22 protein-coding genes and 1 pseudogene are annotated in these 25,232 nt (G+C 67.8%); 18 read left to right on the top strand and 5 right to left on the bottom strand.

Annotated elements, in window-relative coordinates; genetic code table 11:
- Nucleotides 1-53: 53 nt before the first annotated feature.
- On the top strand, nt 54-1,715 hold the full coding sequence (locus tag IEV96_RS08490; protein ID WP_188510198.1) for an FAD-binding oxidoreductase: 1,662 nt from the start codon (nt 54-56) through the stop codon (nt 1,713-1,715).
- A 7-nt stretch (nt 1,716-1,722) separates the two neighbouring features.
- Here the strand turns inward: IEV96_RS08490 and IEV96_RS08485 are convergent, their stop codons facing one another.
- A complete protein-coding gene (locus IEV96_RS08485; RefSeq protein ID WP_188510197.1) occupies nt 1,723-2,295 on the bottom strand; it encodes a TetR/AcrR family transcriptional regulator in 573 nt (190 codons plus the stop codon).
- Between the two features lie 135 nt (nt 2,296-2,430).
- On the opposite strand from IEV96_RS08485, the gene IEV96_RS08480 reads away from it, so the two are divergent.
- Nucleotides 2,431-3,066: a LysE family translocator gene (locus IEV96_RS08480; protein WP_188510196.1), complete on the top strand. Its 636-nt coding sequence runs from the start codon at nt 2,431-2,433 to the stop codon at nt 3,064-3,066.
- Between the two features lie 169 nt (nt 3,067-3,235).
- Here the strand turns inward: IEV96_RS08480 and IEV96_RS08475 are convergent, their stop codons facing one another.
- Entirely contained in the window at nt 3,236-4,780 is a 1,545-nt protein-coding gene (locus IEV96_RS08475) for an amino acid permease (protein WP_188510195.1), read from the bottom strand.
- Between the two features lie 180 nt (nt 4,781-4,960).
- Here IEV96_RS08475 and IEV96_RS08470 point away from each other — a divergent pair, with 180 nt between their 5' ends.
- The 5 genes from IEV96_RS08470 to IEV96_RS08450 all read left to right on the top strand — a co-directional run bounded on the left by IEV96_RS08470 (nt 4,961) and on the right by IEV96_RS08450 (nt 10,145).
- Complete coding sequence (locus IEV96_RS08470) at nt 4,961-6,340, top strand: glutamine synthetase family protein (RefSeq protein WP_188510194.1); 1,380 nt, start codon at nt 4,961-4,963, stop codon at nt 6,338-6,340.
- 7 nt (nt 6,341-6,347) lie between these two features.
- Nucleotides 6,348-7,112, top strand: a complete 765-nt coding sequence (locus tag IEV96_RS08465) for a gamma-glutamyl-gamma-aminobutyrate hydrolase family protein (RefSeq protein ID WP_188510193.1) — start codon at nt 6,348-6,350, stop codon at nt 7,110-7,112.
- A complete protein-coding gene (locus IEV96_RS08460) occupies nt 7,109-8,470 on the top strand; it encodes an aldehyde dehydrogenase family protein (RefSeq protein WP_188510192.1) in 1,362 nt (453 codons plus the stop codon). The genes IEV96_RS08465 and IEV96_RS08460 overlap by 4 nt, the downstream gene beginning before the upstream one ends.
- Nucleotides 8,471-8,535: 65 nt before the next feature.
- Nucleotides 8,536-9,324 carry a 3-oxoacyl-ACP reductase gene (locus IEV96_RS08455; protein ID WP_188510191.1) on the top strand — a complete coding sequence of 263 codons (789 nt, stop codon included), beginning with the start codon at nt 8,536-8,538 and terminating at the stop codon, nt 9,322-9,324.
- Nucleotides 9,325-9,326: 2 nt separating this feature from the next.
- Nucleotides 9,327-10,145 carry a FadR/GntR family transcriptional regulator gene (locus tag IEV96_RS08450; protein WP_188510190.1) on the top strand — a complete coding sequence of 273 codons (819 nt, stop codon included), beginning with the start codon at nt 9,327-9,329 and terminating at the stop codon, nt 10,143-10,145.
- Between the two features lie 165 nt (nt 10,146-10,310).
- On the opposite strand, the gene IEV96_RS08445 is transcribed toward IEV96_RS08450, so the two are convergent.
- The 3 genes from IEV96_RS08445 to IEV96_RS08435 form a co-directional block, all read right to left on the bottom strand.
- Entirely contained in the window at nt 10,311-10,784 is a 474-nt protein-coding gene (locus IEV96_RS08445; protein WP_188510189.1) for a hypothetical protein, read from the bottom strand.
- Between the two features lie 3 nt (nt 10,785-10,787).
- Complete coding sequence (locus IEV96_RS08440; RefSeq protein WP_188510188.1) at nt 10,788-10,979, bottom strand: hypothetical protein; 192 nt, start codon at nt 10,977-10,979, stop codon at nt 10,788-10,790.
- 101 nt (nt 10,980-11,080) lie between these two features.
- Nucleotides 11,081-12,049: a magnesium transporter CorA family protein gene (locus tag IEV96_RS08435; protein ID WP_188510187.1), complete on the bottom strand. Its 969-nt coding sequence runs from the start codon at nt 12,047-12,049 to the stop codon at nt 11,081-11,083.
- Nucleotides 12,050-12,158: 109 nt separating this feature from the next.
- On the opposite strand from IEV96_RS08435, the gene IEV96_RS08430 reads away from it, so the two are divergent.
- From IEV96_RS08430 to ilvN, 11 genes and pseudogenes are all read left to right on the top strand, one after another.
- Nucleotides 12,159-13,706, top strand: coding sequence for an alpha,alpha-trehalose-phosphate synthase (UDP-forming) (locus tag IEV96_RS08430; protein WP_188510186.1), 1,548 nt, complete (start codon nt 12,159-12,161; stop codon nt 13,704-13,706).
- On the top strand, nt 13,706-14,521 hold the full coding sequence (gene otsB, locus IEV96_RS08425; RefSeq protein ID WP_188510185.1) for a trehalose-phosphatase: 816 nt from the start codon (nt 13,706-13,708) through the stop codon (nt 14,519-14,521). The genes IEV96_RS08430 and otsB overlap by 1 nt, the downstream gene beginning before the upstream one ends.
- 364 nt (nt 14,522-14,885) lie before the next feature.
- Nucleotides 14,886-17,807, top strand: coding sequence for a Na+/H+ antiporter subunit A (locus IEV96_RS08420; RefSeq protein WP_188510184.1), 2,922 nt, complete (start codon nt 14,886-14,888; stop codon nt 17,805-17,807).
- On the top strand, nt 17,804-18,226 hold the full coding sequence (locus IEV96_RS08415) for a Na(+)/H(+) antiporter subunit C (protein WP_188510183.1): 423 nt from the start codon (nt 17,804-17,806) through the stop codon (nt 18,224-18,226). Before IEV96_RS08420 ends, IEV96_RS08415 begins: the two co-directional genes overlap by 4 nt.
- Nucleotides 18,227-18,228: 2 nt before the next feature.
- Nucleotides 18,229-19,791, top strand: a complete 1,563-nt coding sequence (locus IEV96_RS08410) for a Na+/H+ antiporter subunit D (RefSeq protein WP_188510182.1) — start codon at nt 18,229-18,231, stop codon at nt 19,789-19,791.
- Nucleotides 19,784-20,335, top strand: coding sequence for a Na+/H+ antiporter subunit E (locus tag IEV96_RS08405; protein WP_188510181.1), 552 nt, complete (start codon nt 19,784-19,786; stop codon nt 20,333-20,335). The genes IEV96_RS08410 and IEV96_RS08405 overlap by 8 nt, the downstream gene beginning before the upstream one ends.
- A pseudogene (locus tag IEV96_RS08400) lies at nt 20,332-20,586 on the top strand (MrpF/PhaF family protein); the annotation flags it as partial. The gene IEV96_RS08405 and the pseudogene IEV96_RS08400, both read left to right, overlap by 4 nt.
- Nucleotides 20,587-20,714: 128 nt before the next feature.
- Nucleotides 20,715-21,110 carry a monovalent cation/H(+) antiporter subunit G gene (mnhG, locus tag IEV96_RS08395; RefSeq protein WP_188510179.1) on the top strand — a complete coding sequence of 132 codons (396 nt, stop codon included), beginning with the start codon at nt 20,715-20,717 and terminating at the stop codon, nt 21,108-21,110.
- Nucleotides 21,111-21,158: 48 nt separating this feature from the next.
- Entirely contained in the window at nt 21,159-22,868 is a 1,710-nt protein-coding gene (ilvD, locus tag IEV96_RS08390) for a dihydroxy-acid dehydratase (RefSeq protein WP_188510178.1), read from the top strand.
- 38 nt (nt 22,869-22,906) lie between these two features.
- Nucleotides 22,907-24,721 (top strand): acetolactate synthase large subunit, encoded by a 1,815-nt coding sequence (locus tag IEV96_RS08385; RefSeq protein WP_188510177.1) that lies wholly within the window; start codon nt 22,907-22,909, stop codon nt 24,719-24,721.
- A 4-nt stretch (nt 24,722-24,725) separates the two neighbouring features.
- Nucleotides 24,726-25,232 (top strand): acetolactate synthase small subunit, encoded by a 507-nt coding sequence (gene ilvN, locus IEV96_RS08380; protein ID WP_188510176.1) that lies wholly within the window; start codon nt 24,726-24,728, stop codon nt 25,230-25,232.

The following is a 25,232-nucleotide window of genomic DNA, read 5'->3' as shown; positions in this document are numbered from 1 at the left end:
AGCCGTCTCGAATCAGACCCCGTACCGAATCAGCGTCACAAGAAAGTGGAACCATGGCGAACGTCAAGCACATGAAGTGGTGGGGCTGGGGAGTCGAAGGAATCGCGTTCACCTACGACAACAAGCCCGCATTCGCCCCCTTCGTGAAGAAGGCCGTCGGACTCGAGCTCGACGGCAGCGCCGGCTCGAGCGTCTCCTTCTCCGACCTGACGCTGCCGTCGAGCACGATCGACCAGGCGTTCCTCGCCGAGCTCGGTGCCATCGTCGGCACCGACAACGCGATCGTCGACGACGAGCTGCGCCTCGTGCACACCTACGGCAAGAGCATCCGCGACCTGCTGCGCATCCGTGCGAGCGACCTGCCGCGCATGCCCGACGTCGTCGTCTACCCGGCCGACGAGGCCGAGGTCTCCGCCGTGGTCTCCGCCGCCGTGGCGGCCAACGCCGTGATCATCCCCTTCGGCGGCGGCAGCAACATCTCGGGCAGCCTCGAGCCACACCCGGGCGAGGCCCGCGTCGTCATCTCGCTCGACCTCGGACGCCTGAACAAGGTCGTCTCCATCGACGAGGGCTCTGGCCTCGCCCGCATCCAAGCCGGCGCGCAGGGACCGTTCATCGAGGAGCAGCTGGGCGCGCGGGGCTGGACGATGGGCCACTTCCCCGACAGCTTCACCCACTCCACCCTCGGCGGCTGGGTGGCCACCCGCTCGTCGGGGATGCAGAGCGACAAGTACGGCGACATCGCCGACATCGCCCGCGGCCTGCGCATGGTGCGCCCGGCCGGCATCGTCGACATCCGTCCCGTTCCCTCCGCCTCCACCGGGCCGAGCGTGCGCGAGATGATCCTCGGCAGTGAGGGCAGGCTCGGTGTCATCACCGAGGTCACCGTGCAGGTGCACCGCACCCCCGAGGTGCGCGAGATCAACGGCTACCTCTTCCCGAACTGGGAGGCTGGCATCGCCGCGATGCACGAGATCTCTGAGAGCGACGCCCGACCGACCGTGACCCGCGTCTCCGACGCCCGCGAGAGCGGCTTCTCGTTCGCCACCGGCAAGGCGAAGACCGGCTTCGACCCGCAGAAGGTCCTGATGGCCTACCTGAAGCGTCGCGGCTGGGACCTCGAGGGCATCAACCTGTCGTTCATCGGCTTCGAGGGCAGCAAGTCCCACGTCGCCTACGAGAAGAAGATCGTCGCGCGCATCGTGAAGAAGCACGGCGGACTCGGCGTGGGCAAGGGCCCCGGCGTGCTCTACGACCAGAAGAAGTTCGACACCCCGTACCTGCGCGACTTCCTGCTCGACCGCGGTGCCGCGGCCGACGTGTCGGAGACGGCCGCGCCCTGGTCGCGCCTCAACGAGATCCACGACGCCGTGTATGCGGCGGCGAACGAGGCCTACGAGCAGATCGGCACGCCCGGCTGGATTATGAGCCACCTCTCGCACTCGTACCACTCGGGGGCCTGCCTCTACTTCACGTTCGCCTTCGTGCACGGCGGCGACACCGCGATCGCGCAGTACGACGTCGTGAAGCGCGCCATCCAGCAGGCGTTCGTCGACCACGGCGGAACGATCTCGCACCACCACGGTGTCGGTCGCGAGCACGCGCCCTGGCTAGAGCAGGACATCTCCACCGAGGGTGTCGCGCTGATGAGCGGGCTGTTCACCGCTGCCGACCCGAAGAAGAACTTCAACCCCGACAAGGTGATCACCTACTAAACGGTTATCACGCCGAGAATCCCGGCCAGAGCAGCTCCAGCACGGAGTCTGCCCACTCGTCGTCGAGCTCGCCGCCGCGGATCAGCTGCCCGAAGAGGGCGCCGAGCAGCACGGTGGCGGCGAGGCCGATGTCGAGGTCGGCCTTGAGGTCGCCCGCCGCCACCCGCTCGTGCAGAAACTCGGTGAGCCGCACCGAGCGGGCCTTGATCATCTCGCGCATCAGGTCGTTCGATTCGGGATGGTCGTTGAGGATGATGGATGCCGCGGCGCCCCGCCCCACCATGTTCTCGGCCATCCGTGCCGCATCGTGCAGCAGCCATTTGAACGTCTCGTAGGTGGGCAGGTCGGTCGGGATGGCGACCTCGCCCGTGGACGACTCGATCGCCGCCCGCAGCAGGTGCTCGCGCGAGTCGTAGCGACGGTAGATGGTCGTTTTCGCGATGCCGGCCTTCGCGGCGACGGCCTCGATGTTCACGGCGGCCGGGCCGTGACCACGCAGTATGTCGAGCGTCACGCTGAGGATGCGCGCGTCGATCGCCCGACCGCGGACCGCCTTGACCTGGGGAGCCAGCTCGGTCACGGGAATCCCTCCGCTCGGTTGTCGGTGGTGGTCGGTCGGTGGTGGTCGGTCGGTCGGTCGGTGCGAGCGTCAATCGTAACCCTGAACGCTACGCGGCGCGTGTCGATAATTCCGCGGTCGCGCTAGCATCGGCGCATGGTATCCAGCGCAAATCTCGTGGCGTTCACGCTCGCTGCCCTGCTGTTGGTCGTGCTGCCCGGGCCGAGCGTTCTGTTCGTCGTCGGCCGCGCCCTCGCGATCGGCCGCGTGGGCGCGCTGCTCAGCGTGGTGGGCAACGCGATCGGCATGTTCGTGCAGGTGGTCGCGATCGCCCTCGGACTCGGGGTGCTCCTGGAACAGTCGATCGTGCTGTTCACCATCGTCAAGTTCGCGGGCGCGGCGTTCCTCGTCTATCTCGGGGTGCAGGCCATCCGACACCGCAACCGGCGATCGTCGACGAGCGGTTCGGATGCGCCCACGAGCCGCTGGCGTTCCCTCGCCGAGGGCGCGGCGGTCGGGGTGAGCAACCCGAAGTCCGTGGTGTTCTTCATCGCGGTGCTGCCGCAGTTCGTCGACCCGCTCGCCGGGGGAGTGCCGCTGCAGATGATCGAGCTGGGCGCCGTGTTCGCGCTGCTCGCCATGGTGTTCGACAGCGTGTGGGCGATCGGGGCCGGCTTCGCCCGCGACTGGCTCGGGCGTTCGCCGAAACGGCTGGCCCGGCTCGGCGCAACGGGAGGCGTGGCCATGATCGGACTCGGGGTCGGCATGGCGGCGACCGGCACCAAGAACTAGCGGCTCGGCCGGGCCGGCGCGCGCAGCATCCGCCCCTCACGTCCGCCGCCTGTACCAAATGCAGGAGATTTCTGCGCGAATGGCCGCGCATCCCACCCGATCTGTGACTCGAGGCGAAATCTCCTGCATTCGGTGCGCCGGGCGGGCAGGTTCGGCGGCGGGGTGACCGCTACTTCTTGTCGAAGAGCTCGGACTCCATGGTGTCGTAGCCCTCCGCCTGCGGGTCGCCGTGCAGGCCGCCGGAGAGGGCGTACTCCTCCTCGGGCGAGAGCACGAGGCGGTGGCGTCCGTAGATGGCGAACCCGATCAGGATGACCACGTAGACGACGACGATCGCGACGATGGCCGGTTGGAACGCCTCGTTGAACAGGAAGCCGAGGAACACCAGCAGCGCGATCACCGCGGCCGAGTAGGCGCCGAAGAGGCCCCACGGGCTGCGGTACGGACGCGCGGCGTTCGGGAACTTCCGACGCAGGATGATGAACGACAGCATCTGCAGGAAGTAGGCCACGACCGCGCCCCACACGGCGATGTTGAGCACGATCGCTCCGGCGACGGCGCCGACACCCTCCTCGTCGAGCCGGCCGAGCACGTCGACGACGACGAGGGCGAGGAAGCCGAGGATGGCGCCGACGAGAAGCGCGACCCACGGCGTCTGGCGCTTTCCGGTGAGCGAGAAGATCTTCGGGTAGTACCCGGCGCGGGAGAGCGAGTACATGTTGCGCCCGTAGGCGAACATGATGCCCTGCAGCGAGGCGAGCAGGCCGACGAGGGCGAGCAGCGCCAGTACCGCGGCCGCCTGGTCTCCGACGATCGCGCGGAAGCCGTCGAGCAGCGGCTCGGCCGAGACGCCCATCGCTTCGGCGCCGATGACACCGGTGTTGAGCACGAGCACGAGCAGGCCGGTGACGATCAGGGTGCCGCGGGCCCAGAGTCCGGCGCGCGGGATGTCGCGGGCGGGGTTGTGGGACTCTTCCGCGGCGAGCGGCAGCTCCTCGATGCCGAGAAAGAACCACATCGCGAACGGCAGGGCGAACAGGATCGGGAGGACCCCGTGCGGGAGGAACTCGCTCTGGCCCGGGTCGGGCACCTTGTCGAACAGGCTGTCGAAGCTGAAGACCCCCGAGAACACCGCCATGGCCGAGAAGACGAGCAGGATGCCGATGGAGATGATCGAGACGACGATCGCGAACTTGAACGAGATGTTGGCACCGGCCGAGTTGAGGGCGATGAAGACGGCGTAGAGCACGATCCACCAGATCCACATGCTGCCCGAGAGGTCGAAGTTCAACAGTTCCGCGGTGATCGAGTTGGCGTACTGGGCGGAGAAGAACACCACGACGGCCGTCGTCGCGACGTACTCGATGGTCTCGGCGAGCCCGGTGACGAGTCCGCCCCACGGCCCCATCGCCGAACGCGCGAACGAATAGGCGCCGCCTGTGTGCGGCATGGCCGACGACATCTCGCCGATCGAGAAGGTGAGGCCGTAGTACATCACGACGAGGATGGCGAAGGCGATGAGCATGCCGCCGAAGCCGGCGAAATCGATGCCGAAGTTCCAGCCCGAGAAGTCACCGGAGATGACGGCCGCGACGGCGAGACCCCAGAGGCCCCAGACGCCGGCGGAGCGCTTGAGGCTGCGTTTCTCGAAATAACCGTCGGCCGCCTTCGTGTAGGTGACGCCGGAAACGCTTCTGCCTGACTTCTCAGCCATTTCTCCTCCAGGAAGCACGATCGGGTTATCCGAGAGCATGGCCGCTATTGGTACCGCGTGTCTACCTTTGGCTGTAAACAGCGCGTTACAAAAAAGCCGAAGCCGCAGCATCCGACTGTGGTCTAATGGTCGGGCCAAGGCAATTTCGGCACAGGGAACCCTCGACCCAGATCGGCTGCCATGACCACGCTCGCCACCACCCCCGTCTCGGGAAATCTCACGATCGAGCGGCTCACCGAGCTCGTCGCCAACCGGGAGATCGACACGGTGATCATCGGGTTCACCGACATGCAGGGACGTCTGGTCGGTAAACGGGCGTCGGCGCGGCTCTTCCTCGAGGAGTTCGCGGCGCACGGCGCCGAGTGCTGCAACTACCTGCTCGCCGTCGACGTCGAGATGAACACCGTCGACGGCTACGAGATCTCGTCGTGGTCGAAGGGCTACGGCGACATGGCGATGATGCCCGATATCAACACCCTGCGCGTAGTGCCGTGGCTCGAGGCGACCGCGCTCGTGATGGCCGACCTCACCTGGCTCGACGAGGAGCCGGTCGTGCAGTCGCCGCGCGAGATCCTCAAGGCGCAGATCGCCCGGCTCGCCGAGCACGGCCTCGTGCCCTACTCGGCCACCGAGCTCGAGTTCATCGTCTTCGACGACTCCTACCGTTCGGCATTCGCGAAGGGCTACGCCGGCCTGACGCCCGCCAGCGACTACAACATCGACTACGCGATCCTCGCCTCCACACGCATGGAGCCGCTGCTGCGCGAGATCCGCAACGGCATGGACGGCGCCGGCATGTACTGCGAGGGGGTGAAGGGCGAGTGCAACTTCGGCCAGCAGGAGATCGGCTTCCGTTACGCCCACGCGCTCGCGACCTGCGACAACCACTCCATCTACAAAAACGGCGCGAAAGAGATCGCCGACAAGCACGGCAAGTCGCTCACCTTCATGGCCAAGTTCAACGAGCGCGAGGGCAACAGCTGCCACATCCACCTCAGTGTGCGCGGCGAAGACGGCACCCCCGTGATGGCCGGCGACGGGCCGCACGGGTTCTCGAAGCTCATGGAGCACTGGCTCGCCGGCCTCATCGCCACGACCCGGGAATTCAGCCTGTTCTTCGCACCGAACATCAACTCCTACAAGCGCTACGTCGAGGGCAGCTTCGCGCCGACCGCCGTCGCCTGGGGTCTCGACAACCGCACCTGCGCGCTGCGGGTCGTCGGGCACGGCCAGGGACTGCGGGTCGAGAACCGGGTGCCCGGCGGCGACGTGAACCAGTACCTCGCGACCGCCGCACTCATCGCGGGCGGTCTTTACGGCATCGAGAACGAGCTCGAGCTGGAACCGATCTTCGAGGGAAACGCGTACGGTTCGGATGCGCCCCGCGTCCCCACCTCTCTGCGTGACGCGGCAGAACTGTTCGGCGCCTCCGCCATAGCGGCAGAGGCCTTCGGCCCCGAGGTGGTAGCGCACTACCTGAACAACGCGCGCGTGGAACAGCGCGCCTACGACGCGGCCGTCACCGACTGGGAGAGGACGCGCGGTTTTGAGCGCTTCTAGTGAACCGGTGCCTGAGCTTGTCGAAGGGCGCGCCTCGACAGGCTCAGCGACCGCGCCGCCGCTCATCGGCCTCACCACCTACCTCGAGCGGGCGCAGTCCGGAGTCTGGGACGTGCGGGCCGCCTTCCTGCCCCAGGTCTACTTCGACGCGGTGACCCGCGCCGGCGGCATCGCCGTGCTGCTGCCGCCGCAGCCGGTGGACACCGCCATCACCGACCGCGTGCTCGACGGCCTCGACGGCCTCATCATCACGGGTGGGAAAGACGTGGATCCCGCCCGCTACGGCCAGCAGCCACACACCACGACCGACGAGCCCCGCCTCGAACGCGACGCGTGGGAGGACGCACTCCTCACCGGCGCGATCGTGCGGGAGCTGCCGTTCCTCGGCATCTGCCGCGGCCTGCAACTGCTCAACGTGTCGCTCGGCGGCACGCTGCACCAGCACCTCCCCGACGTGATCGGGTCGACAAGGTACAACGCCGGGTACGGCAGGTTCAGTGAGAACTCGGTCGAGGTGCACGCCGGCACGATCGCCGGCGACCTGCTCGACGAGCCCGCGGCGCTGAAGGTGCACTCGTACCACCACCAGGCGATCGACGAGCTGGCCGACGGGCTGGTGGTGAGCGCGCGCAGCGACGACGGAACGATCCAGGCCGTCGAGGTGGACGGGGTGCCGTTCGGTCTCGCCGTGCAGTGGCACCCGGAAGAGAACGCCGACGACCTGCGGCTGTTCGCCGGACTGGTCGAGGCCGCGAAGGAGTATCGCAAGTGACGTCCGTTACGCTCATCAACCCCGCCGACGAGACGGTCATCCGCTCGCTCGCACACACGACGCTCGCCGAGGTCGACGACGCGATCCTGCACGCGGTCTCCGCGCAGAAGACGTGGGCGGCGCTTCCCCCGGCCGAACGGGCGGCGGGGATTCGCCGCTTCGCCCTCGCCGTCGAGGGTGCGATCGAGGAACTCGCATTACTGGAGGTGATGAATTCGGGTCATCCGATCTCCCAGGCCCGCTGGGAGGCCGGCCACGTGCGCGACGTGCTCAACTACTACGCCGCCGCACCCGAACGCATGATCGGCAAAACAATTCCCGTCGCCGGCGGCATCGACGTGACCTTCCTCGAGCCGCTCGGGGTCGTCGGCATCATCGTGCCGTGGAACTTCCCCATGACGATCGCCGCCTGGGGGTTCGCCCCGGCGCTCGCCGCGGGCAACGCCGTCGTGCTCAAGCCCGCCGAGTGGACGCCGCTCACCGCCCTCCGGCTCGCCGGACTCGCGCTCGAGGCCGGCCTGCCCGAGGGACTGTTCCAGACCCTCCCGGGTCGCGGCGACGTGGTGGGCGACCGGTTCGTCACCAACGAACTCGTGCGCAAGGTCGTCTTCACCGGGTCGACAGCGACCGGCAAGAAGGTGATGGCCGGATGCGCGCAGCAGGTGAAGGCGGTCACCCTGGAGCTGGGCGGCAAGAGCGCCAATGTGGTGTTCGCCGACTCCGACCTCGAGAAGGCCGCGGCGACGGCGCCGTACGCGGTCTTCGAGAACGCGGGCCAGGACTGCTGCGCGCGCAGCCGCATCCTGGTCGAACGCAGCGTCTTCGACCGGTTCATGGAACTGCTCGAACCCGCCGTGCAGGGAGTCGTGGTCGGCGACCTGCACGACGAATCCACCGAGATGGGTCCGCTCGTGGCCAGGGCGCACTTCGACAAGGTGGCGTCGTACGTGCCCGACGACAGTCAGGTGGCGTTCCGCGGCAGCGCCCCGGACGGGCCCGGCTTCTGGTTCCCGCCCACCGTGCTGTTGCCCGGTTCGCGCACCGACCGGGTGGTCACCGACGAGATCTTCGGACCGGTGGTCAGCGTGCTGCCGTTCGACGACGAGGCCGACGCCATCGACCTCGCCAACGACAGCGTCTACGGGCTCAGCGGCTCGATCTGGACCCGCGACATCGGCCGCGCCCTGCGCGTCTCGCGCGGCGTCGAGAGTGGCAACCTCTCGGTGAACTCGCACTCCTCGGTGCGCTACTCCACGCCGTTCGGCGGGTTCAAGCAGAGCGGCCTCGGCCGTGAACTCGGCCCCGACGCCGCGACCGCCTTCACCGAAACCAAGAACGTCTTCATCAGCACCGACTAGCCCTTCGACAGGCTCAGGGACCGGTCCCTGAGCCTGTCGAAGGGCCGACCGACACAGGAGCAGCAATGGCGATAGCCAAGATCGACCTCACCCAGCGACTCGCGGGCAAGGTGGCCGTGATCACCGGGGGAGCATCCGGGATCGGACTCGCCACCGCGCGCCGCTTCGCCGCGGAGGGCGCGACCGTCGTCATCGGCGACTTCAACGCCGAGACCGGAGAGGCCGCGGTGGCCGAGGTCGGCGGACTGTTCGTCAAGGTCGACGTGACCGACGAGGACCAGGTGAACACCCTGTTCGACACGGCCGCGGCCACCTACGGCTCGGTCGACATCGCGTTCAACAACGCCGGCATCTCGCCGCCGGACGACGACTCGATCGAGACCACCGAGCTTCCGGCCTGGGAGCGAGTGCAGGACGTCAACCTGAAGAGCGTCTACCTCTGCTCGCGCGCCGCGCTGCGTCACATGGTCGCGCAACAGCGCGGGTCGATCATCAACACGGCGTCGTTCGTGGCCGTGATGGGGTCGGCGACCAGCCAGATCTCGTACACGGCGTCGAAGGGCGGCGTGCTCGCGATGACCAAGGAACTCGGCGTGCAGTTCGCGCGACAGGGGATCCGGGTCAACGCGCTCTGCCCCGGCCCGGTCAACACGCCGCTGCTGCAGGAACTGTTCGCGAAGGATCAGGAGCGCGCCCAGCGCCGCCTCGTGCACATCCCGGTCGGCCGGTTCGCCGAGGCCGAGGAGCTTGCGGCCGCGGTCGCCTTCCTCGCCAGCGACGACGCGAGTTTCATCACGGCGTCGACGTTTATGGTCGACGGCGGGATCAGCTCCGCCTATGTGACACCCTTGTAAAAATGGCGGATGACACGGAAGCGGCAACCCCCACGGACACCGTGCCGGGTTCCGCTCCGGTGACCCCGGTGCAGGGCGTGGCCGCGCCCGCCAGCCTGCCTGCTCCCGCCAGCCTGGCCGACGACGTGGTGTTCCGCCCGGTTCGCAGCGGCAACGCGTTCGAGGACACGGTCGCGCGACTGCTGCAGGCCGTGCGGCTCGGCATCGTCGAACCCGGGGGAGCCCTGCCGCCGGAACGCGACCTCGCGGCGCGCTTCTCGGTGAGCCGCGACACCGTGCGTGACGCCATCCGGTCGCTGTCCGACGCCGGCTACCTGGTCGCGCGGCGCGGCAGGTACGGCGGCACCTTCGTGAGCGAGAGGCTGCCGGCCGAGGGCGGGGGCGAACCCGAGACGGCGCTGCCGACGGCGGCCGAGATCGACGACGTGCTCGGCCTGCGCGAGATCCTCGAGGTGGGGGCTGCCCGCGCCGCAGCCGGGCGCAGCCTCTCGGCGGACGACCGGGACGGGCTCTGGCAGCGGCTTACCGAGACCTCCGAATCATCCGCCCTCGACTACCGGCGGCTCGATTCGCGGCTGCACCTGACCATCGGGCAGCTCGTGGGCACGCCCACGCTCGTCTCGCTGATGGCCGACAACCGCACGCGGGTGAACGAGCTGCTCGACCATATCCCCCTGCTGCCGATCAACATCGCGCACTCGAACCGGCAGCACGAGGCGATCGTGGCGGCGATCCTCACCGGCAACCGCGACCGGGCCGCGCAGGCGATGAGCGAACACCTCGAGGGCTCGGCCGTACTGTTGCGCGGTTTCCTGGCGTGAGCCGGAGTACCCAAGGCCCGAGGGGCAGACAGACGCTGCCCAGGGCCTGCTTCGACGTCGAATCGTTTCCCCGCCGCCGGCGCAACGCAACAGAGGGGCAGACAACCAGCCTTCGGCGGGTGCCTGAAGGTCGAAAGTCTGCCCCTCTGGTCGGGCTGCGGCGGGTCAGGCGACGGGCGGCTGCGGCGTCTTCTTGACGGGCGGCTTCTTGGTGGCCGGGGGAGTGATCGCCGGGGTCGCCTTGGGCGCGGCCTTCGGGGCGGCGTCGGCGGGCGGGACCACGGGGGTCGAGGGCAGCACGGGCGTGGTCGCGGTGTCCGACTTTTCGGCCGGCGCCTTGGGCGCGGCAGCCGGAGCCGGGGGCGCGGCCGGCGCGGGCGCAGGAGCCTGGGTCGGCGCGGGCGCCGGAGTCGGCGCGGCCGGCTCGCGCGTGTGCGGCGCATCGGCGGCTGCCGCGGGCTTCGGCGGCGAGTTCTTCTCGATATACAGCTGAGCGGCCCTCGTGCCGTAGATCAGGAAGCGCACGACGAAGAAGATGAGCGCCACCGTGACGGCGACGCTGATGAGCGCGAAGACGCCGTAGAGCACCGCGCCGAGCAGGTGGGAGAACCCCGAGTAGCCCCAACCGAAATCTCTCATGGTCTAGCCCTCGAGTTCGTCGGCGTCGTTGGCCTGCTTGACGACGGTTCCCACCGCGATGGCGAGGGTCGCGGCCCAGCTGATCCACATCAGGATGAGGCGCCAGTCGCGCGGACCCTTGCGGGTGGTCTGCAGCACGCCGACAGCACCGAAGATTGCGCTGATGATCGAGCCGTTGAAGATGAACTTGCGCATGTGGGTGTCTCCTTGTTCGGTACTCCACGGTACCGGTTGCGGCGCGCCGGGCAACCTGAGGGCCCGAATCCGCGCGAGCTTGCGCGATCGGCGGGCGGGCCCTATAGCCAGTCGCGCCGCTTGAACGACGCGTATAGCGCACCGCCCACGACCACGATCAGCCCGAGGGAGAGATAGCTGCCCCACTCGGTGCCGAATCCGACGAACTGCAGGTTCTGCCCGAAGAACCCGGTAATCGCGGTCGGCACGGCGATGATCGCCGCCCAGCTGGTGACCTTCTTCATGATGAGGTTCATCCGGTTGCCCTGGATGCTGAGGTTCGTGTCGAGGATCGTCGCCACGAGGTCGCGCAGCGACTCCGTCCACTCGGTCGCGCGAAGCACGTGGTCGTACACGTCCTGGAAGTACGGAACCATCTCGTGCGCCATCAGCTCCATGTCGCGTCGCATGAGCGTGTTCACGACCTCGCGCATCGGCAGCACCGCCCGTCGCAGTCCGACGAGGTTCTTGCGCAGTTCGAATGAGTTGCGTTGGATCTCGGTGCCGTGGTTTTTGTCGTCGAACAGCAGGTTCTCGTAGGTCTCGATCTCGCCGTCGAGGTCCTGCACCGTTTCGAAGTGGCCGTCCACGATCACGTCGAGGATGCCCCACAGCAGGAAGGCCGAACCGTACTTGGCGAGATCGGGGTTGCTGTCCCAGCGCTGCACGACGGCGTCCATGTCGAAGGACTCCGGATGAACCGTGACCACCGCCTTCGACGTGATGAACGCCTTCACCTCGACCTTCGTGAGCTCGTGCGTCACCGCGTCGAGATCCACGGCGTAGGCGGTCAGGAACAGGTGGCTGTCGTAGCGGTCGAGCTTCGGGCGCTGGTGCTCGTGAATCGCGTCCTCCACCGCCAGGTGGTGCAGGCTCAGCTCCTCCTCGATGATGGCGAGGTCGGCGGCGGTGGGTGATGTGAAATCGGCCCAGACCGTGGCATCCGCCTCTTCGAGATAGTCCGAGATCTCGGCGACCGGGAAATCTGTCTTTACGAGTTTTCCGGCGCGATATAGCCGAGTAGTCACCATGAGGCAATGCTAGGGCCGCGCACGGGGCCTCCCAGACGCTGCTGGTACTCTGACGGAAGCTTGCCGACGATGGTGCTGGTGCGCAATCCGAATGGAGCCACAGCGTTTTATGAACGCCCCCCTAGATAGCCCTGAAACTCAGTCCACCGACGAGACGACGAAGTTCTACGACTTCGTGGTCGTGTCGAACCGCCTTCCTGTCGACCGGGTCGTCGACGCCGACGGCAACGAGAGCTGGAAGGGGTCGCCCGGCGGTCTCGTGACGGCCCTCGAGCCGATCATGCGCAGCAACGACGGCGCGTGGGTCGGTTGGGGAGGACAGGCCGACCTCGACATCGAGCCGTTCGACAACGACGGCATCCACATCGTTTCGGTGCCCCTCAGTGAAGAGGACATCGAGAAGTACTACGAGGGCTTCAGCAACGACACGCTCTGGCCGCTGTACCACGACGTGATCGCGCCGCCCACCTACCACCGCGAGTGGTGGGAGAGCTACGTCGCCGTCAACCAGAGGTTTGCGGATGCCGCGGCTGCCGTCAGCGCGCAGGGTGGCGTCGTCTGGGTGCAGGACTACCAACTTCAGCTGGTGCCGAAGATGCTGCGCGACAAGCGTCCCGACCTGACCATCGGATTCTTCAACCACATCCCGTTCCCGCCCTACGGCATCTACTCGCAGCTGCCGTGGCGCGCCGCGATCATCGAGGGCCTGCTCGGCGCCGACGTCATCGGATTCCAGCGGGTGGCCGACGCCAGCAACTTCGCCCGCGCGGTCCGCCGCCTGACGACCTCCAGCACGAAGACCACCACCATCGAGGTGGCGTCGCCGGGACATCCGACCCGCCGTGTCATCGCCAAAGCGTTCCCCATCTCGATCGACTCCCGGTCGTTCGAGGAGCTCGCGCGCCAGCCGCACATCCAGGCGCGCGCGAAGGAGATCCGCGAGGGGCTGGGCAACCCGAAGACGATCATGCTCGGCGTCGACCGCCTCGACTACACCAAGGGCATCGGCCACCGGCTCAAGGCCTACGGCGAGCTGCTCGCCGACGGACGCATCAAGGTCGAGGACGTCACGCTCGTGCAGGTCGCGAGCCCGAGCCGCGAGCGCGTGCAGGCCTACATGGACCTGCGCGACGAGATTGAGCTGACCGTCGGGCGCATCAACGGTGACTTCGCCACGATGAGCCACACCGCCATCAGCTACCACCACCACGGCTACCCGCGCGACGAGATGGCGGCGCTCTACCTGGCCGCCGACATCATGCTCGTCACCGCGCTGCGCGACGGGATGAACCTCGTCGCGAAGGAGTACGTCGCGGCGCGGTTCGACGACGACGGCATCCTCGTGCTCAGCGAGTTCGCCGGCGCCTCCGACGAGCTGAAGCGTGCGATGCGCATCAACCCGCACGACATCGACGGCCTCAAGGAGACGATCCTGCAGGCGATCGCGATGCCGAAGCGCGAACGCGTGGCCCGCATGCGCTCGCTGCGCAAGCGGGTGCTCGAGTACGACGTTGCCCGCTGGTCGACATCGTTCCTCTCCACGCTCGCCGGCGTGCGCGGCGAGCGCGAAGACATCGAGACCGGGACCGACCTCGACGACCCGCTCGGCGAACTCGAATGGACGGTGGAACGCGCACCGCGAGGAAGCGCGCTCTGATGGTCGACGTCGACACCCCGCCACCGTTCTCCCGACTGCCCGAACCGCTCGTCGGGGCACTGCGCGAAATCACCCGCACCAAGCAGCTGCTCGTGGCGCTCGACTTCGATGGCACGCTGGCGCCCGAGGTCGACGACCCCGAACGTGCGCGCGCACTGCCCGAGGCGCGGGCCGCGGTCCTGCGACTGCTCGAGATGCCGCACACCCGGGTCGCGCTCGTCTCCGGCCGTTCGCTGGCGAGCCTCGAGCGGGTGTCGCAGCTGCCCGACAACGCGCTGCTCATCGGTTCGCACGGCATCGAGATCAGGCTCGACGACCCCGACGACATCATCGGTCTCGACGCCGCCGAACTCGATCGGGTTGAGAAGCTCAAAGAGGTCCTGAACGAGGTCGCCGAGTCGATCGACCAGGTCTGGCTTGAAGAGAAGCCGGCCGGATTTGCCCTGCACACACGCCTCGCCACCGAGCACAACTCGCGGGTCGCGCACCTGGTGGCCCGCAGCGAGGCCGCTGCGGAGCTCGACAACCTCACGGTCCGCGGCGGTAAGAACGTGCTCGAGTTCTCGGTGCGGTCGACCACGAAGGGCGAGGCGATCGAGCACCTGCGCGCGTACACCGGTGCGACCGCCGTGTTCTTCGCCGGCGACGACGTGACCGACGAAGACGGGTTCGCCGCACTCAACGCCGACGATCTCGGACTCAAGGCGGGCGAGGGAACGACCCTGGCCAACCACCGCGTGAAGGGTCCGGCCGAGGTGGCGCGTGCGCTGGCCCTGCTCGCCGACCTGCGCGAGGGCGACGTACACGAGCAGTAGCTGCAGCTGGCGAGTTGCGCCGAATGGGGCACCCCGCCGTCTGAAGTGCCCCAAACGGCGCAACCCGCGAGTGATCGGCGGCGCGTGCCCGCCACTTTCGGAAACTCAGGAGTCAGCGTCGGGGCCGGTGGCACGGGCCGCGGAATAGTGCCGACGTGCGGCGGCTGGCGCATCCGAAGTCCTGAATTTCCGAATAGGTGCGGCGACCGTGTGGGCGGCGAAACCGGTGAGAGTACTCCTCGGCGCCGCACGCACCGGACGTTTCCCAGCCGAGTCACGGTAAACTCGTGACGCGGCTTCAGGGAACCTTTCCGAGTAATCTCCAGCGACGTGTACTTGCCGCACCAACGCACTGGGAGGCACCATGCTCGCGATTCTCATCGCGTTCGCAGCGCTCGCGCTGATCCTCCCACTGGCGCGCCGCGCGTTCGGCCGCAAGGTCTTCCTGGTCGCAGCCCTCGTGCCGACCGCCGCCTTCGTGCACACCCTCACCCAGTCGTCGGCCGTGGCCGACGGCGGGCAGGTCGCTGAGGTGGTGCAGTGGGTGCCGCAGCTCGACCTCTCCATCGCCGTGCGTCTCGACACCCTGTCGTGGGTGCTCGCGCTCGTCGTCACCGGCGTCGGCGCGCTCGTGCTGCTCTACTGCGCCCGCTACTTCACCGACGCCGAAGAGGGACTCGGCCGCTTCGCCGCCGTGCTGCTGGCTTTCGCCGGCGCGATGTACGGGCTGGTGGTGGCCGACGACGTCTACCTGCTCTTCATCTTCTGGGAGGCGACGAGCGTACTCTCCTACCTGCTGATCGGGCACTACGCCGGCCGCAAGGCGAGCCGCGGTGCCGCGCTGCAGGCGCTGCTCGTCACGACCTTCGGCGGCCTCGTGATGCTGGTCGGACTCGTGCTCCTCTCGGTGCACACGGGAACCTCACGACTGAGCGAGATCGTGTCGCTCGCACCCAGCGGCCCCCTCGTCACGACCGCCATCATGCTCATCCTCGTGGGTGCGATGTCGAAGTCCGCGATCGTCCCGTTCCACTTCTGGCTTCCCGCCGCGATGGCGGCGCCCACCCCGGTGAGCGCCTACCTGCACGCGGCGGCCATGGTGAAGGCCGGCATCTACCTCATCGCCCGCCTCGCGCCCGGCTTCGCCGACACCCCCGGTTGGCAGGAGGTCATCGTCGGCTTCGGCGTGCTCACCATGCTGTTCGGTGCATGGACCGCCCTGCGCCAGCACGACCTCAAGCTCGTGCTCGCCTACGGCACGGTCAGCCAGCTCGGCTTCCTCATGGTCGTGACCGGATTCGGAACGCGGGAGACGGCTCTCGCCGGCCTCGCCCTGCTGCTGGCCCACGCGCTCTACAAGAGCACGCTCTTCCTCGTCGTCGGCATCATCGACCACTGCGCAGGGACCCGCGACCTACGTAAGCTCTCCGGTCTCGGGCGCAGGACGCCCGTGCTCGCCGTCGTCACCGCGCTCGCCCTGGTCTCGATGGTGGGTCTCCCGCCCGCGCTCGGCTTCGTGGCCAAGGAGGCCGTGTTCACCGCGCTGCTCGACAGCGGAACGGCCGGAAACCCGTTCGGCTGGGTCGCGCTGGTCGGAGTCGCGCTCGGCTCGGTGCTCACCGTCGCCTACAGCGCGCGGTTCTTCTGGGGAGCCTTCTTCACCAAGGCGGGCGTCGAGACCGTGAAGCCGGTGAAGAGGGACCCGGCTTTCGTCGCCCCGCCCGCGCTGCTCGCGGCGAGCGGCATCGTGCTCGGCCTCGTCGCCCCCTTCGTCGACGCCATGCTCGTCGGCTACTCCGAGACGATCCCGTCGGAGGGCGAGGGCTACCACCTCGCCCTCTGGCACGGCCTCGAACCGGCCCTCGCCATCTCGGCGGCCACGCTGGTGCTCGGCGCCGCGATCTTCGTCTGGCGCGGCCGCTCGGTGCAGAAGGTCGACGCCTCCGCGGGCTCGGCGGCCAAGGCCTACTCCGCCGTGCTGCGCGCCGTCGACCTGACGGCAGCGCGCACCACGAGCACCACCCAGCGCGGTTCGCTGCCGTTCTACCTCGGTGTCATCCTGACCGTGTTCATCGTCACCGTCGGCGCCGCTCTGGCGTTCAACCGCAGCTGGCCGACCGGCATCAAGTTCTGGGACTTCCCGGCGCAGGCCGCCATCGGTGTCGTGATGATCATCGCCGCCATCGCGGCCACCCGGGCCACCAAACGTTTCCAGGCGGTGGTACTCGTCGGGGTCACCGGCTACGGAATGGCGGGGATCTTCGCCCTCGAGGGCGCTCCCGACCTCGCCCTCACCCAGATCCTCGTGGAGATCGTCACGCTCGTGGCATTCGTGCTCGTTCTCCGCCGCCTGCCGGCCCGGCTGGGTGTGCGCAACGGGCAGGGCAACCACATCGTGCGGGCCGTCGTCGCCATCGCTTTCGCTCTCGTTATGGGCGCCGTCGCGATCGTCACCCTGGGCGCGCGTGAGGCCCTGCCGATCTCGTTGCAGTGGCCCGACCTGGCCTACAACCAGGGTCACGGCCGCAACGTCGTCAACGTCGCCCTCGTCGACCTGCGCGGCTGGGACACGATGGGTGAACTCAGCGTGATCATCGTCGCGGCGACCGGTGTCGCCAGCCTCATCTTCATCAGCGGCCGCGCCGACAACCTGCCCCGCCTTCCCCGCCGCGAGGCCAAAAAGAAGATCAAGGCCCAGCGCATCAGCGCCTACAACGCGCAGGTCTCCGGCGACGACGCACGCACCTCCTGGCTGCTCGCCGGACGCACGCTCGCCGCCGGCAACCGATCGATCCTGCTCGAGGTGGTGGTGCGGCTCATCTTCCACCCCATCCTCATCGTGTCGATCTACCTGCTCTTCGCCGGCCACAACCTCCCGGGCGGCGGCTTCGCCGGCGGTCTGGTTGCCGGCCTCGCCCTGGTCGCCCGCTACATGGCGGGCGGCAGGCACGAGCTCGGAGCCGCCGCGCCCATCGACGCCGGCAAGCTCCTCGGCGCGGGTCTCGCCCTCGCGGTCGGCACCGCGCTCGTGCCCATCTTCTTCGGACAGGCGGCGCTGCAGTCGAGCTTCATCGAGGGCGAGGTCTGGCTCTTCGGTCACGTCGAGTTCGTGACATCCACGATCTTCGACATCGGTGTCTACCTCGTCGTCGTGGGCCTCACCCTCGACGTGCTGCGCAGCCTCGGTGCCGAGGTCGACAGGCAGCAGGAAGACGACGACAAGAACGATGAAGACTCGACCGATGCAGGCGCGAGCGACGAGCAGACCCAGGAGGTGACCGCGTGAACATCGCCCTGGTACTCGTCGCCGTGATGGTCGTGCTCTACGCCGCCGGCATCTACCTGCTGCTCGAGCGCAGCATGACGCGCGTGCTGCTCGGCTTCCTGCTGGTCGGAAACGCGACCAACCTGCTGCTCATCACCATGGTCGGCAAGGTCGGCAGCGCCCCGATCGTCGAGGACGGCCTCACGGCGGCCGAGATGACCGACCCGATGCCCGAAGCCCTCATCCTCACCGCGATCGTCATCACCTTCGGCGTCTCGGCGTTTCTGATGGCCCTCATCTACCGCTCGTGGCGGCTCGAACGCGACGACGACGTGGACGACGACGCCGACGACGTCGCGCTGCGCGGTCCCGCGGTCGCCGAGCTCGGCGAGACGCTCGAATCCACCACCGACGACACGGAATTCGGGGCAAGCCGGTGAACATGAACGCCCTCGTGCCCCTCGTGGTGATGCTGCCGTTGCTCGGCGCCGCGTCCACGCTGATCCTCGGCAAACGCCCGCGCGGTCAGCGCGTCGTTGCCATCGCCACCCTGACGGCGGTGCTCGCGATCGGCGTCGTCATGGTGATAGTCGTGGATGACACGGCTCCCCTCGCCCTCGAGGTGGGCGGCTGGCAGGCACCGTTCGGCATCGTGCTGATCGTCGACCGGCTGGCCGCGCTCATGCTCGTGGTCTCGGCACTCGTGCTGCTCGCCGTGCTCGTCTTCTCGGTCGGGCAGGGCCTCGCCGACGGCGACCACGAGACCCCCGTCTCGATCTACTACCCGACCTATCTCATCCTCGCGGCGGGCGTCTTCACCGCCTTCATCGCGGGCGACCTCTTCAACCTCTACGTGGGCTTCGAGATCCTGCTCGTCTCGAGCTACGTGCTGATCACGCTGGGTGGCACCGAGGCGCGCATCCGCGCCGGCGTCACCTACATCGTGGTGAGCCTGCTCTCGTCGCTGCTGTTCCTCGCCGCGATCGCCATGATCTACGGCGCGGTCGGCACGGTGAACATCGCCCAGATCTCGGTGCGCATGGCCGAGATCCCGCAGGACGTGCAGATCATCCTGCACGTGATGCTGCTGATGGCGTTCGGCATCAAGGCGGCGGTGTTCCCGCTGTCGTTCTGGCTGCCCGACTCGTACCCGACGGCCCCGGCCCCGGTCACCGCGGTCTTCGCCGGGTTGCTCACCAAGGTCGGTGTCTACGCCATCATCCGCACCGAGACGGTTATCTTCCCCGGCCCCGAACTGAACACGGCGCTGATGATCGTGGCCCTGCTCACGATGGTCGTCGGTGTGCTCGGAGCGGTCTCGCAGGCCGACATAAAGCGCATCCTCTCGTTCACGCTCGTGAGCCACATCGGCTACATGATCCTCGGCATCTCGCTCGGAACGGCGGCGGGCACCGGTGCGGCGATCTACTACATCGTGCACCACATCATCGTGCAGGCGACCCTGTTCCTCGCCGCCGGACTGATCGAGCGGGTGGGCGGAACCACGTCGATCACGAAGCTCGGCGGGCTGATGAAGGCGGCGCCGGTGATCGCGGTGCTCTACTTCATCCCGGCCCTCAACCTGGGCGGCATCCCGCCGTTCTCCGGCTTCATCGGCAAGCTGGCGCTGTTCGAGGCGAGTGCGGCGCAGGGCACCCCGCTCGCCTATGTGCTCATCGCGGCGGGCGCGCTCGTGTCGCTGCTCACCCTCTACGCGCTCGTGCGCGTGTGGAACATGGCGTTCTGGCGCTCGGCCTCCGAGGTGGAGAACTACGAGTCGACCCTGCTGCGCAACGTGTCCGAGGCCCCCAACGCCCCGGTGATGCGCGCCACGCGCACCGCGCCGAAGCTGATGGTCGCCGCGACGGCGGGCATGGTGGTCGCGAGCGTGGCCCTCACCGTCTTCGCCGGACCGCTCTACGCGATCGCGGCGCGCGCGGGCGAGAACCTCGAGGGCCCGTCGTTCTACGTCGACATCGTCTTCCCCGGGGGTATCGATGACTGACCACGCTGCCAACAAGCACCGGCGGGTGCGGTTCCTGCACCAGATCCCGCTCATCGTGGCCCTCGTCGTGCTCTGGATGCTGCTCTGGGGCAACGTCTCCGTGCTCAACCTGGTGACCGGGCTCGTCCTCGCGATCGTCGTCACACGCGTCTTCTACCTGCCACCCGTCGACCTCACCGGCAGACTGCACCCCGGGCACCTCGCCGTGTTCATCGCCACCTTCACCTCGCAGCTCGTCGGCGCATCGTTCATCGTGGCCGCCCAGGCCTTCGGGCGCCGCCCGGCCCGGCAGAACGCCGTCATAGCGGTGCAGCTCTACACCCGGTCCGACCTGATCATGACGCTCACGGCGATCGCTCTGTCGCTCATCCCCGGTTCCCTCGTGCTCGAGGCCGACCGGGCGAACTCGATCCTCTACCTGCACGTGCTCAACACCCCGACGGTCGAGGCCGTCGAGAACGCCCGTCGGCGGGTTCTCCTGATCGAGCGCCGCATCGTGCGCGCGCTCGGCTCCCACGACGACCTCGAGAGGTTGGGCGCATGACCGTCATCTACGCGATCGTCGGCGTGCTGTTCACGCTGGCCGCCCTGCTCACCGTCTTCCGCATCGTGCGCGGGCCCTCGATCCTCGACCGCATGATCGCCTCCGACGTGCTGCTTACTACCCTGATGCTGGTCGTCGGTGCCGAGATGGTCTACAACGGACACACCCGAACGATCCCGCTCATGGTCGTGCTCGCCAGCACCGCGATCTTCGCGACGATCGCCGTCGCGCGGTACGTCTCGAAGCAGGACCGCCCGGCCGGCGTTCCGGTGGGCGTCGACAGCCCGCTCGGCGAGAGCGCGTCGGCGACGTCGGGTCCGGTCGACGAGTCGGTCGAGATAGGCGACGAACCGGATGCAGCAGACGAAGGCAGCGCGCGATGACCAACGACATTCTCGACCTCCTCGCCGCCATCTGCCTCCTGCTCGGCGCGTTGTTGTCGCTCGCCGCCGGTGTCGGCCTCGTGCGGTTCCCCGACGCGCTCAGCCGCATGCACGCCGCCACCAAGCCGCAGATCCTCGGGCTGATCTTCGTCGTGCTCGCGATCGCTCTCGAATCGCGCGAGTGGTCGACCCTGCTGTTGCTCATCCCGGTGGTGCTCTTTCAGATGCTCACCGCGCCGATCTCCGCGCACATGGTCGGCCGGGCCGGCTACCGCACGGCGAACTTCAACCACGAGCTGATGATCACCGACGAACTCGAGGAGGCGGTCGAGCGCGCGACGGCCGAGACGCTCGAGGCGGCGAAGCGCGAGGCGAAGCGAGAGGCCGACTGAGCGTGCACTGTGCAACGCTCGGTCAGTTGCGTTCATTACACTCGTAACATGCCGGACACACCCCGAGACGCCATCGACATCAAGCCCCGCTCCCGCACCGTCACCGACGGTATCGAAGCCACGACGTCGCGCGGAATGCTCCGCGCCGTCGGCATGGGCGACGCCGACTGGGAGAAGCCCCAGATCGGTATTGCGAGCTCGTGGAACGAGATCACACCGTGCAACCTGTCGCTCGACCGCCTCGCCCAGGCGGCGAAAGAGGGCGTGCACGGTGGCGGCGGATACCCGCTGCAGTTCGGCACCATCAGCGTCTCCGACGGCATCTCTATGGGGCACGAGGGCATGCACTTCTCGCTCGTCTCCCGCGAGGTCATCGCCGACTCTGTCGAGACCGTCATGATGGCCGAGCGCCTCGACGGTTCCGTGCTGCTCGCCGGTTGCGACAAATCGATCCCCGGCATGCTCATGGCCGCCGCGCGCCTCGACCTCTCCAGCGTCTTCCTGTACGCCGGCTCGATCGCGCCCGGCTGGGTGAAGCTCAGCGACGGCACCGAGAAAGACATCACCATCATCGACTCCTTCGAAGCCGTGGGTGGTGTCAAGGCCGGCACCATGAGCCTCGAGGACGCGCACCGCATCGAGTGCGCCTTCGCGCCCGGCGAGGGTGCCTGCGGCGGCATGTACACCGCCAACACCATGGCCTCCGTCGCCGAGGCCCTCGGTCTCAGCCTCCCGGGCTCCGCCAGCCCCGCTGCCGCCGACCGCCGCCGCGACTACTACGCGCACCGCTCCGGCGAGGCCGTGGTCAACCTACTGCGCCTCGGCATCACGGCACGCGACATCCTCACCAAGAAGGCTTTCGAGAACGCGATCACGGTCGCGATGGCACTCGGCGGCTCGACCAACGTCATCCTGCACCTGCTCGCGATCGCCTACGAGGCAGAGGTCGAGCTCACCCTTGACGACTTCAACCGCATCGGCGACAAGGTGCCGCACATCGGCGACCTCAAGCCCTTCGGCAAGTACGTGATGAACGACGTCGACCGCCAGGGCGGCATCCCGGTGCTGATGAAGGCACTGCTCGACGCCGGACTGATGCACGGCGACGTGCTCACCGTGACCGGCAAGACGCTCGCCGAGAACCTCGCCGAGATGAGCATCGACCCGCTCGACGGCAAGGTGCTGCGCACGCTCGACAACCCCATCCACGCGACGGGCGGCCTCACGGTGCTGCACGGCTCGTTCGCCCCCGAAGGATCCGTCGTCAAGACCGCCGGCTTCGACGCCGACGTCTTCGAGGGCCCCGCGCGCGTGTTCGAGCGCGAGCGTGAAGCGCTCGACGCGCTCACCGAGGGGACCATCAACAAGGGCGAGGTCGTCGTCATCCGTTACGAGGGCCCGAAGGGCGGGCCGGGCATGCGCGAGATGCTCGCGATCACCGCCGCCATCAAGGGCGCTGGGCTCGGCAAAGATGTACTACTGTTGACGGACGGCAGGTTCTCAGGCGGCACAACCGGACTGTGTATCGGCCACATAGCTCCCGAAGCAGTAGACGCAGGTCCTATTGCCTTCGTGCGCGATGGTGATCTTATACGGGTCGATATCGCAGCTCGCTCGCTCGACCTACTTGTCGATCCGGCAGAGCTGGAAGCTCGCCGCATCGGCTGGGCTCCTCTTCCCCCGCGTTACACCCGAGGCGTGCTCGCGAAATACGCGAAGCTCGTGCACTCCGCCGCCGAAGGCGCGGTCACGGGCTAACCGCCCGTATCACTCACCATCTTTCTGTAAGGAACCCCATGTCCACGGACTCACCAGCCGTGTCAACGGCCAGCCCCCGACCACCGAAGAAGCAGACGCCCACGGAACCGGAGCTGTTGACCGGCTCGGGAGCCGTTCTCCGTTCGCTCAAGAACCTCGGCATCACCGACGTGTTCGGTCTTCCGGGCGGCGCCATCATCCCGTTCTACGACGAGCTGATGGCCGACACCGACATCCGCCACATCCTTGTCCGTCACGAGCAGGGCGCGGGCCACGCGGCCGAGGGCTACGCCTCGTCGTCGAACCGCGTCGGCGTCGCCATCGCGACGTCCGGCCCCGGCGCGACCAACCTCGTCACGGCGATTGCCGACGCCTACATGGACTCGGTGCCGCTGCTCGCGATCACCGGCCAGGTGTTCTCGACCCTGATGGGAACAGACGCCTTCCAGGAGGTCGACATCATCGGTATCACGATGCCGATCACCAAGCACTCGATCCTCGTGAAGTCCGCGGCGGACGTGCCCGCGGCGATCGCGTCGGCGTACCACATCGCCTCGACCGGCCGCCCCGGCCCCGTGCTCGTGGACATCACCAAGGACGCCCAGCAGTCCACCGCGCCCTTCGTCTGGCCGCCCAAGCTCGACCTGCCCGGCTACCGCCCCGTGACCAAGGCGCACGGCAAGCAGATCACCGCCGCGGCCGAGATGCTGGCCGCCGCCAAGCAGCCCGTGTTCTACGTCGGCGGAGGCGTCATCCGATCTCAAGCGTCGGCCGAACTGCTCGAGCTCGTCGAGAAGACCGGCGTGCCCGTCGTCACCACGCTGATGGCGCGCGGTGCCTTCCCCGACTCGCACGACCAGCACCTCGGCATGCCCGGCATGCACGGAACCGTCCCGGCCGTTCTCGGACTGCAGGAGAGCGACCTCATCATCGCCCTGGGCGCGCGGTTCGACGACCGCGTGACGGGAAAGACGAGCGAGTTCGCCCCGAAGGCCAAGATCGTGCACGTCGACATCGACCCGGCCGAAATCGGCAAGATCCGTCAGGCCGACGTGCCGATCGTGGGCGACGCGAAAGAGGTCATCATCGACTTGATCGCCGCCTGGGCCGACGTATCCGCGAAGACCACGCCCGACTACACCGAGTGGTGGACGCGGCTCAACGCGCTGAAAGAGCAGTTCCCGCTCGGCTACACCATGCCCGACGACGGACTGCTGTCGCCGCAGCAGGTCATCGAGCGCATCGGCCAGATGACCGGTCCGGAGGGCGTCTACGCCGCCGGCGTCGGCCAGCACCAGATGTGGGCCGCGCAGTTCATCAAGTACGAGCGCCCCAACTCGTGGCTCAACTCCGGCGGCGCGGGCACGATGGGCTACGGCGTTCCCGCCGCGATGGGCGCCAAGGTGGCCCAGCCCGACCGCGTCGTGTGGGCGATCGACGGTGACGGCTGCTTCCAGATGACCAACCAGGAACTCGCCACCTGCGTCATCAACAACATCCCGATCAAGGTCGCGATCATCAACAACTCGTCGCTCGGCATGGTGCGCCAGTGGCAGACGCTCTTCTACGAGGGCCGCCACTCGTTCACCGACCTCAACACGGGGCACGGAACCGCCATGGTGCCCGACTTCGTCAAGCTCGCCGACGCCTACGGAGCCCTGGGCATTCGCGTCACGAAGCAGGAAGAGGTGGACGCCGCCATCCAGCTCGCGCTCGACACCAACGACCGTCCCGTCGTCATCGACTTCATCGTGAGCCGTGACTCGATGGTGTGGCCGATGGTGCCGCAGGGCGTCAGCAACTCGGCCGTGCAGCACGCCCGGGAAATCGCCCCCGAGTGGGAAGAGGAGTAGCCCCATGAGTCACGTCCTTTCCCTCCTGGTCGAAGACAAGCCCGGCCTGCTCACGCGCGTCGCCGGCCTGTTCGCGCGCCGCGGCTTCAACATCGAGAGCCTCGCCGTCGGCAAGAGCGAGATCCCCGGCCTCTCCCGCATCACCGTCGTGGTCGACGTGGAGGAGCTGCCGCTCGAGCAGGTCACGAAGCAGCTGAACAAGCTCGTCAACGTGATCAAGATCGTCGAGCTCGACCCGACCCAGTCGGTCACCCGCGAGCACATGCTCATCAAGGTGCGCGTCGACAACACGACGCGGTCGCAGGTTCTCGAGGCCGTCTCCCTGTTCAGGGCGAGCATCGTGGATGTCTCGACCGACGCTCTCGTGATCGAGACGACCGGTGACAGCGGAAAGATCCAGGCGCTGCTGCGCATCCTCGAACCGTACGGAATCAAGGAGATCGCGCAGAGCGGCCTCCTCGCCATCGGACGCGGCGGCAAGAGCATCACCGAGCGCGTCTTCAAGAACTAA

The organism is Conyzicola nivalis, assembly GCF_014639655.1.
Classification (GTDB): Bacteria; Actinomycetota; Actinomycetes; order Actinomycetales; family Microbacteriaceae; genus Conyzicola; species Conyzicola nivalis.
The sequence above is the reverse complement of the archived record's forward strand: the minus strand, read 5'-3'. Positions and strand labels throughout refer to the sequence as shown.